This window comes from Streptomyces sp. NPDC054783 (assembly GCF_053611725.1).
The window spans coordinates 22,598-30,175 of sequence record NZ_JBSHAY010000060.1; the positions used below are offsets into that span (position 1 = coordinate 22,598).

General features: G+C 70.0%; 6 protein-coding genes. 3 read left to right on the forward strand and 3 right to left on the reverse strand.

The genetic code is table 11. The features are described from left to right. The coding region (locus ACWGJ5_RS44460; protein ID WP_453315304.1) for a TauD/TfdA dioxygenase family protein at positions 1–224 on the reverse strand (224 nt) is incomplete at its 3' end. Between the two features lie 484 nt (positions 225–708). Continuing rightward, a complete protein-coding gene (locus ACWGJ5_RS44465) occupies positions 709–1,944 on the reverse strand; it encodes an ATP-grasp domain-containing protein (RefSeq protein ID WP_453315305.1) in 1,236 nt (411 codons plus the stop codon). 719 nt (positions 1,945–2,663) lie between these two features. Here ACWGJ5_RS44465 and ACWGJ5_RS44470 point away from each other — a divergent pair. From ACWGJ5_RS44470 to ACWGJ5_RS44480, 3 genes are all read left to right on the forward strand, one after another. Further along, positions 2,664–3,965 (forward strand): MFS transporter, encoded by a 1,302-nt coding sequence (locus ACWGJ5_RS44470; RefSeq protein ID WP_453315306.1) that lies wholly within the window; start codon positions 2,664–2,666, stop codon positions 3,963–3,965. 223 nt (positions 3,966–4,188) lie between these two features. Continuing rightward, complete coding sequence (locus ACWGJ5_RS44475; protein ID WP_453315307.1) at positions 4,189–5,457, forward strand: valine--pyruvate transaminase; 1,269 nt, start codon at positions 4,189–4,191, stop codon at positions 5,455–5,457. A gap of 319 nt (positions 5,458–5,776) precedes the next feature. Beyond that, positions 5,777–6,289 carry a flavin reductase family protein gene (locus ACWGJ5_RS44480; protein ID WP_453315308.1) on the forward strand — a complete coding sequence of 171 codons (513 nt, stop codon included), beginning with the start codon at positions 5,777–5,779 and terminating at the stop codon, positions 6,287–6,289. Between the two features lie 86 nt (positions 6,290–6,375). Here the strand turns inward: ACWGJ5_RS44480 and ACWGJ5_RS44485 are convergent. Beyond that, the coding region (locus ACWGJ5_RS44485; protein WP_453315309.1) for an LLM class flavin-dependent oxidoreductase at positions 6,376–7,578 on the reverse strand (1,203 nt) is incomplete at its 5' end.

Consider the following 7,578-nt stretch of genomic DNA (forward strand, 5'->3'; position numbering starts at 1 on the left):
CGTACCGCGAGCGGGCCGAAGCGCTGCGCGAAGGCGACGTGCGCGGCGTGGTCCAGGTGCTGGTCGCGGAAGAACAGCGCCTTGTGCGTGTACAGGGCCTGGCGCAGTTCCTCGATCGTGGCGTCGTCGAGGTCGGCCTTGAGGTCGATGCCGTCGATGTACGCGCCGATGTAGCCCGCGGCCGGGCGCACGTTCAGCTTGGTTGCGGTTGACGTTTGCGACATGGTTCATCCTTGTCGTTCGTGTCGCGCCCGGCGGCGCGACGGAGCTCAATTCCCTGTGGGGCAGGCGTCATTGCACGCAGTGGTGGTCGGCAGGGGGGCGTGCGGCCCGGCGCACGGCGTAGGCCTGGGTGCCAGCGGGTTGTCACGGACGGTGTACGGCCGCGGCCGGGTGTACGGCCCCGGCCGGGTGTACGGCCCCGGGTTTCGGGCGGCCGTCGTGCTCGGCGGCGGGCCGCTTCATCACGCGGCGCCGTACGCGCCGGGACCCGGCCGGTGGTCTGCGCCCGTACCGGGGCGCCCGGTTGCCCGGGGTCCGGGCCAGGCAGCCGGGGGTCTTGGGGGGACGGCACCCCGGTACGCGCCGGGTGCCGGGTTCGCGCGGAGCGGGGTCAGCGGGCCCGGTGGGGGTCCGGCCGACCGTCCTGCGGGGCGCTCGGCTGCGGTCCCAGGACACGGCGGCAGGTGACCGCCGTCTGCTGCGTCATCACTCCACCTCCGCCCAGACGTCGCGCGCGGCGGTCACGGCCGCGTTGTAGGACAGGTTCACCGAGTCGGCGACGGTGCGGATCTGGCACAGCGCGCCCCGGTAGTCGACGGGCGGGAACACCTCTTCGCCGATCTGCGCGCCGGGCAGGACCTGGGCGACGAACGGAGCGTGCACGGCCTCCTCAACGCCGTGCAGGGCTCTGAGTTTGCCACGCACCGGCGGGTGGACCGTCATGGTGGTGGACGCCCGGCCATTCTGGTTCAGCGACGGCAGCTCGGTGCCGAGCGCCGAGGCGGCGAGGATCTTGGGGAGCGGGCTTTCCAGGCAGTCGTTCATCATCAGCGGGATCGCGGCGCCCGGGGGCCGGATGTTGATCTCGATGATCACGACGTCGTCGTCGCCCATCACGGCGAACTCGGTGTGGAGCATGCCCTGTTCGATCTCCAGGCGGGCCACACAGGTCTCGACGGTGCGCCGCATGCGCTCCTCGACCGACGCCGGCACCTGCACGGGGAAGCTGTAGGAAACCTCGCAGAAGGCGGGGTTGGGGCCGATCTGACGGTCCGTGACCCCCAGGTGGTGACAGCGGCCGCCGCTGATCAGGGTTTCCAGGCTGTAGAGGGGGCCGCGGACGTACTCCTCGGCCAGCAGCCCGCCGCCGAAGAACGGGACGTCAGCGCTGAGTTCGGCGAAAGCGGTGACGGCCTCCTCGGCGGAGCGGACCAGCGTGACGTTGAAGCTGCCCGCCCCGCGGCTGTTCTTGAGCACCACGGGGACGTCCAACTGCTTGACGAATGCCACCAGTTCCTGCGCGCTCTCGGGGGCGCACCAGCGAAGGTTGGGGACCCCGGCCTCGCTGTAGAACCGGCGCGCCGAGCGCTTGTCGCGGATGGTGCGCACCGCGTCCGGGCTGGGGTACGGGACGGCGAGCCGCTCGGCCAGCACCGCGGCGAACTCCACGCTCCGGTCCAGCAGGCAGACGACGCCGGTGGGACCGCCTGCCTCGCCAATCCGCTCGACGAGGTCGCAGGGAACGTCAGCGGTCATGGTGGAGGGCACCTGGAAGACCCGCCCTTGGCGCTGGAGTTCCTCGACGACCTCGCCGCAGTACCGCGCCCTCGCGGCCTCGAGCGGCTGGTCGGTGATGTAGGCGGTGTCGATGCCGTTCTCGACCGCCCACTTCACATGGGACATTCCGGTGCCGGTTCGAATCGACTCGATGAAAAGCAGCATGGAACATCCCCCGGTGCGGTTGAGCAGGATCGATTCTGCCTGTCGCGTGGTCGCCACTCGGACTGGCGCCGTGACGCCTCAGCCGTCGTTGGTGGCGACGCACTGCAGTGGTTGCTACGGCGCTCGTCCGGCAGGGCCGGTGACCGACGCCGGTTGCGGGCGAAGATGCTGGCAGGAGCGGCCCCTTTGGACGAACACACGGGGAACCATACGGCAGTTCGTAGGATCAGCAAAGATCTTGACGTGCCCCGGGCCGACGACGTAGTGATAAGCGGAGCGGAACTTCCGCTCTTGCCGCGCGGCATCCTCGCGCAGCCCAACCGCTTTTGCGGCCAGTGCAGTTGATGAACCGCAGTCCCTTGACGGGCGACTGCGGCGTCTGTCCGGCCAATCTCGCCGGCGGTCCCGCCGGCGGGGACGGGCCCCGGGTCGTGGCCCGTCCCCGCCGCCCCCGGCATCCGCCGGGGGCGGTCAAAAACGCGCGGATGTGCACTGCGCGGGCATGTGTACAGTTGCCCTGCCTCAGGCCGGAGTTGGGCGCCGTGTACACCACTTCCCAGGTTCGTGAACTTGCGGGGGCAAAGGTGAACGTGCTTCAGGATGAGGGCAATCCGAGGGGGTAACTGGCGCCTCGGTGTGAACAGTTGACGCGACGTGTGAACCGGTGGTGCCTCGATGAGAGTCCTAGCTAATGCCTCACCCGCGCTCCGGTGCGCGATATGAGCGTCTCGGACAAGTTCGGTGCCCTGGGCGAGCGCAGCTTCCGCCTGCTGTGGATCGGCCGTACGACGTCGGCATTCGGCGACGCGCTGATGCCGGTGACGCTGGCGTTCGCGGTCCTGTCAGCCGGCGGCAGCGCGGCCGACATCGGGCTCGTCATCGCCGCCACCATGGTCGCCCGCACACTGCTGCTACTGGTCGGCGGCGCCCTGGCCGACCGGCTGCCGCGGCGTTTGCTGCTTGGCGGCAGTGACCTTTTCCTGTGCGCGGTGCAGGTGGCCGCCGGCGTCCTGCTGCTGACCGGTCACGGCAGCGTGACCCTGCTACTGGGCACGGCGCTCTGTTACGGCGCCGCCTCGGCCATCACCCGGCCGGCCCTCGCCGGCCTGGTGCAGCAGACCATCAGCAAGGCCAAACTCCAGCAGGCCAACGGCCTGATGGAGCTGTCACGCGGCGCGGCCCAGGTGATGGGACCGGGCCTGGCCGGTGCCGCGGTGGCGATCGCCTCACCGGGCTTGGTGTACTTGCTCGACGCGGCGACCTTCCTGGTCAGCGCCGTCACCCTGGCGCTCCTCCCGCTCGCTGCGCCGGCCCGGCGCAGCGAACGCACCCACATCTTCGCGGAGATCGCCGCCGGGTGGAGCGAGGTCGCTCGCCGCCCCTGGTACTGGGTGACCCTGTGCGGCCACGCCGTCTGGAACGTCGGCTCCAGCGCGTTCGTCGTCCTCGGACCGGTCATCGTGGCCCGTCAGACGGGCGGCGCCGCCAACTGGGGCCTGGTGAGCGCGTGTACGGCCGTCGGCGCCCTCATCGGTGCGGCCGTCAGCATGCGGTACCGCCCGCGCAGGCCGCTGGTCACCGCGCACCTGGCGCTGCTGCCGACCGTACTGCAGCTCGCCGCGCTGACCGGACCGTCCCCGACGGTCGTGATCATGGGGGCGGCGCTGCTAGGCGCGGCCGGAGTGGCCCTGCTGAACAGCCTGTGGTCGACGGCGGTCCAAAAGCTCATCCCCGAGGAGGTGCTGTCCCGTGTGTCGTCCTACGACTGGCTCATCTCCTTCACGGTGGCGCCGCTCGGATACGCGTCGGCGGGCCCGCTCGCCGACGCGATCGGCGTGACCCGGACGCTGGAACTCGCGCTCGCGTTCGTCGTGGCCGGTGTCGTGGCCGTGCTGCTGGTACCGCGCGTCCGGCAGCTCCGGCAGAGCGGCGAGGGCGGACTCCACGGCTGGCCGGATCTCGACGACCGCGCACTCGACGATGGCCCGTCGCCCCTGGCGGCCGCCGGAGAACCGCGGTGAGCGTACCGGCCGCCGGCACCCGGGCCCGCCGGCCGGCACGGCACCGGCCGGCACCCGGCTTGCCGCCCTTCCTGACCCGCGGCCCTGCCGGCCCTTCCTGACCCGCGGCCCTGCCGGCCCTTCCTGACGCACGGCCCGCCCGGCGTTCGTCACGCAAAATCTCCCGGCCCCTCATGACGTGAAGTCATGGGCCGTTTCCCCACTCGGTGTTGAGGAGAAAACTATGCCGTTGTCGCTGAGCGGTACCAAGATGGCCGGACTCTCCGGCCTGCGCAGCATCATGGAGGATGTCGCCGCGAGCACCGCCGGAGCCTCAGCCGACGAATGGCTCAACCTGAGCGTGGGCAACCCCGCCCCCATCCCCGCGGCGCGGGACATGTGGCGGGCCGCCCTGACCAAGTCGGCCGCCGAGGACTTCGACGAGGCCGGCTGCCGCTACGGCCCGTCCCGCGGCAGCCACGCCCTGGTCGAGGCCGTCGCCCGCTACTTCCACCGGACGTACGGCTGGGACCTCGGCCCCGAGAACATCGTCGTCGGCCCCGGCAGCCAGATGATCTGCTTCGCCGCGGCCGCCCTCTTCGCCGGCCCCGGACTCCACGGCGAGCGACGGATCGTGCTCCCCCTGGTGCCCGACTACACCGGCTACCAGGGACTGTGCATGCACCAGGACGGCATCATCGGCGTCGCCCCGCTGATCCACCGCGAGGAAGGTCACCGTTTTTGCTACGCCCTCGACACCCAAGCACTGCGTCGCCGCACCGACATCGGCATGATGCTGGTCTCCAGCCCGGGCAACCCCACCGGGCGCGCCCTCAGCCGTGCCGACCTGGACGAGCTGACCGCGCTCGCCGCCGAGTGTGAGGTGCCCCTGTTCGTCGACAACGCCTACGGCGCGCCCTTCCCGCGGATCGCCGAGGTGCACACCGAGCCGGTGCTGAACGACAGCATCGTCAACTGCTTCTCCGCGTCAAAGGCCGGACTGCCCGGCGAACGGATCGGTTTCGCGATCGGCCACCCGAAGTACATAGGACCGCTCGCCTCATTCATGTCCAACTCCGTGCTGCACGCGCCCCAGCTCGCCCAGCACGCCCTCGCCCGGGTCATGGCCGACGGGCGACTGGACACCACCACCCGCACCGCGATCACGCCGTACTACCGCCAGAAGAAGCGCTTCGCCGAGGAACTGCTCGGCGAACTGCTGCCGGCGGACATCGACTGGCGCATGCACTCCGGGGACGGCGGCATGTTCTGCTGGCTGTGGGTGGACCACCCCTGGTTCGACGACACCACGCTGTACCGCCGGCTCAAGGAACGCAAGGTCTTCGTCGTACCGGGACGACACTTCTTCGTGGACCCGCTGCGCACCCCCGGCCTCGCCCAGCACGCGACCCGGTGCTTCCGCCTGAGCCTGAGCGCCGACGAGAAGGTGATCACCGAGGGCATCCACCGGCTCGCCGACGTGCTGCGCGAGATGCGCGACCAGGCGGCCTGACCGGGCGGCCCAGCCATCACACCAGTTCACCGCCCAACGGATTCACATCACCAGCACCAAGACTCGAAAGACCTGACGCGGCCTCGCATCACATCACTTCACAACACATCACTTCACAACACATCACTTCCCTTCGGCGAGGCCGCCGGGGCCGGTCGACCATGTGCCCATGCCCTGCGACAAGGCCCCGAACGTGCCGCATGCGCCGCTCCACCGGCGCGCACACGCCCCCCGCCGCGTCCGGTCCGCAGCGAGATACGCCTGCACCCGTGAGCTGCCGGCTCTGTCAGCGGACAGACCGGAGAAAAAGGAGCACCCCATGACCACGTCCACCGGGACGGCGCCCGCCTCCGTACAACCGGCGGAATTCCGCAACGCCATGGCGCACCTGGCTGCCCCGGTCACCGTGGTCACGACGCTCGACGCGGCCGGACGCCGCTGGGGCTTCACCGCGAGCGCCGTGACCTCCGTCTCCATGGAACCGCCGCTGCTGCTGGTCGGCATCGGCCGTCAGTCCAGCTGCCACCGGGCGCTGACCACCGCCCACGAGTTCGTGGTCAACCTCCTCGGCGAAGAACACCGCGCCACCGCCAACATCTTCGCCACCCGCGACACCGACCGCTTCGCCGCCACCGGGGGCTTCGAACCGTGGCCGGGCACCGGCCTGCCGTACCTGCCCGGCGCGACGGCCGCGTTCCGCTGCCGGCGCGCCGGCGTGATCCCGGCCGGCGACCACGACCTCGTCCTCGGCGAACTCGCAGAAATCCACACCGGCACGCCCGCCGCGCCACTCGTGTGGTACCAGCGCGACTTCCACACACCACGACGCTGACGGGCCGCGGCCATGGGGGCGGCTGCCATGAACCGACGGCCTACGACCCACGCCCCCCGGTACGCACCCACGGCACCGCCACGGCGCTACTGCCCGTCCGGCCCGCCGAGCGGCTCGAGTCCGAGATGGTCACGCAGGGTCGTACCGGTGTACTCAGTACGGAACAGCCCCCGCTTGCGCAGCTCCGGAACCACCCCGTCCACAATCAGCTCCAGGCCCTCCGGCAGGTAGGACGGAAGCATCATGAAGCCGTCCGCGCCGCCTTCCGCCACCCACTTCGCGAAGCGATCGGCGACCTGCTCCGGGGCGCCCACCATCACCAAATGCCCCTGGGACATCACCTCAGCCTCGATCAACCGGTTGATGCTGTACTTCTCCTCCACAGCCAGCTGCCGGAAGACCTCATACCTGCTCCTGCGCTCCTGGACCGTCTCGACAGCGGGCAGCAGTTCCTCCGGAACAGGCCTCGACGGGTCGAGTCCGGAAAGGTCGACACCACCCAACTGCCTGGACAGCCACGCCATTCCGATGTCCATCCGGATCAGGTGGCGAAGCTCGTCCTCCATCCGCAGCGCCTCGGCCTCGGTACTGCCCAGGAGCGGGTGGACCCCCGGAAGGACCTTCACCTGCCCCGGATCACGGCCCGCGGCGCCAACCCTGGCCTTCATATCGCTGTAGAAGTCCTGGCAACCCGCCAGCGTCTGCTGGGCGGTGAAAACCACCTCGGCATGACGCGCGGCGAACGACCGGCCAGTGCCCGACGAACCGGCCTGGACAAGCACGGGCCGCCCCTGCGGGCTCCGGGCGACGTTCAACGGTCCCTCGACCGTGAAGTGCTTGCCCACATGGTTGATCTTGCGAACCTTCCCGGCATCGGCATACACCCCGTTCGCACGGTCCAGGACGATCGCGTCCGGCTCCCAGCTGTCCCACAACGCGGTCACGACCTCAACATACTCCTCCGCCCGCTCATAGCGCTCCGAATGCTGCGGCAGCGGCCCGCCACCGAAGTTCACCTCACCGTGCCCGGAGGTGACGATGTTCCACGCGGCACGACCCGCACTGATGTGGTCCAGGGTCGCGAACTGACGGGCAACGTTGTACGGCTCGCTGAACGTCGTCGACACACTGCCCACCAGACCGATCCGGCTGGTACGCGCAGCAAGCGCAGAAAGCATAGTCAGCGGCTCGATATGCGGGAAACACCCACTCGTCAAATGCGTACCGTTCACGGACAGTCCATCAGCCATCAGCAAAGCATCGAACGTACCCCGCTCAGCCAGCACCGC

Excerpts from the sequence above, each read along its gene's own strand:
- ACWGJ5_RS44465 (WP_453315305.1), bottom strand. The coding sequence starts at position 1,944 with ATGCTGCTTTTCATCGAGTCGATTCGAACCGGCACCGGAATGTCCCAT.
- ACWGJ5_RS44470 (WP_453315306.1), top strand. The coding sequence starts at position 2,664 with ATGAGCGTCTCGGACAAGTTCGGTGCCCTGGGCGAGCGCAGCTTCCGC.
- ACWGJ5_RS44480 (WP_453315308.1), top strand. The coding sequence starts at position 5,777 with ATGACCACGTCCACCGGGACGGCGCCCGCCTCCGTACAACCGGCGGAA.
- ACWGJ5_RS44475 (WP_453315307.1), top strand. The coding sequence starts at position 4,189 with ATGCCGTTGTCGCTGAGCGGTACCAAGATGGCCGGACTCTCCGGCCTG.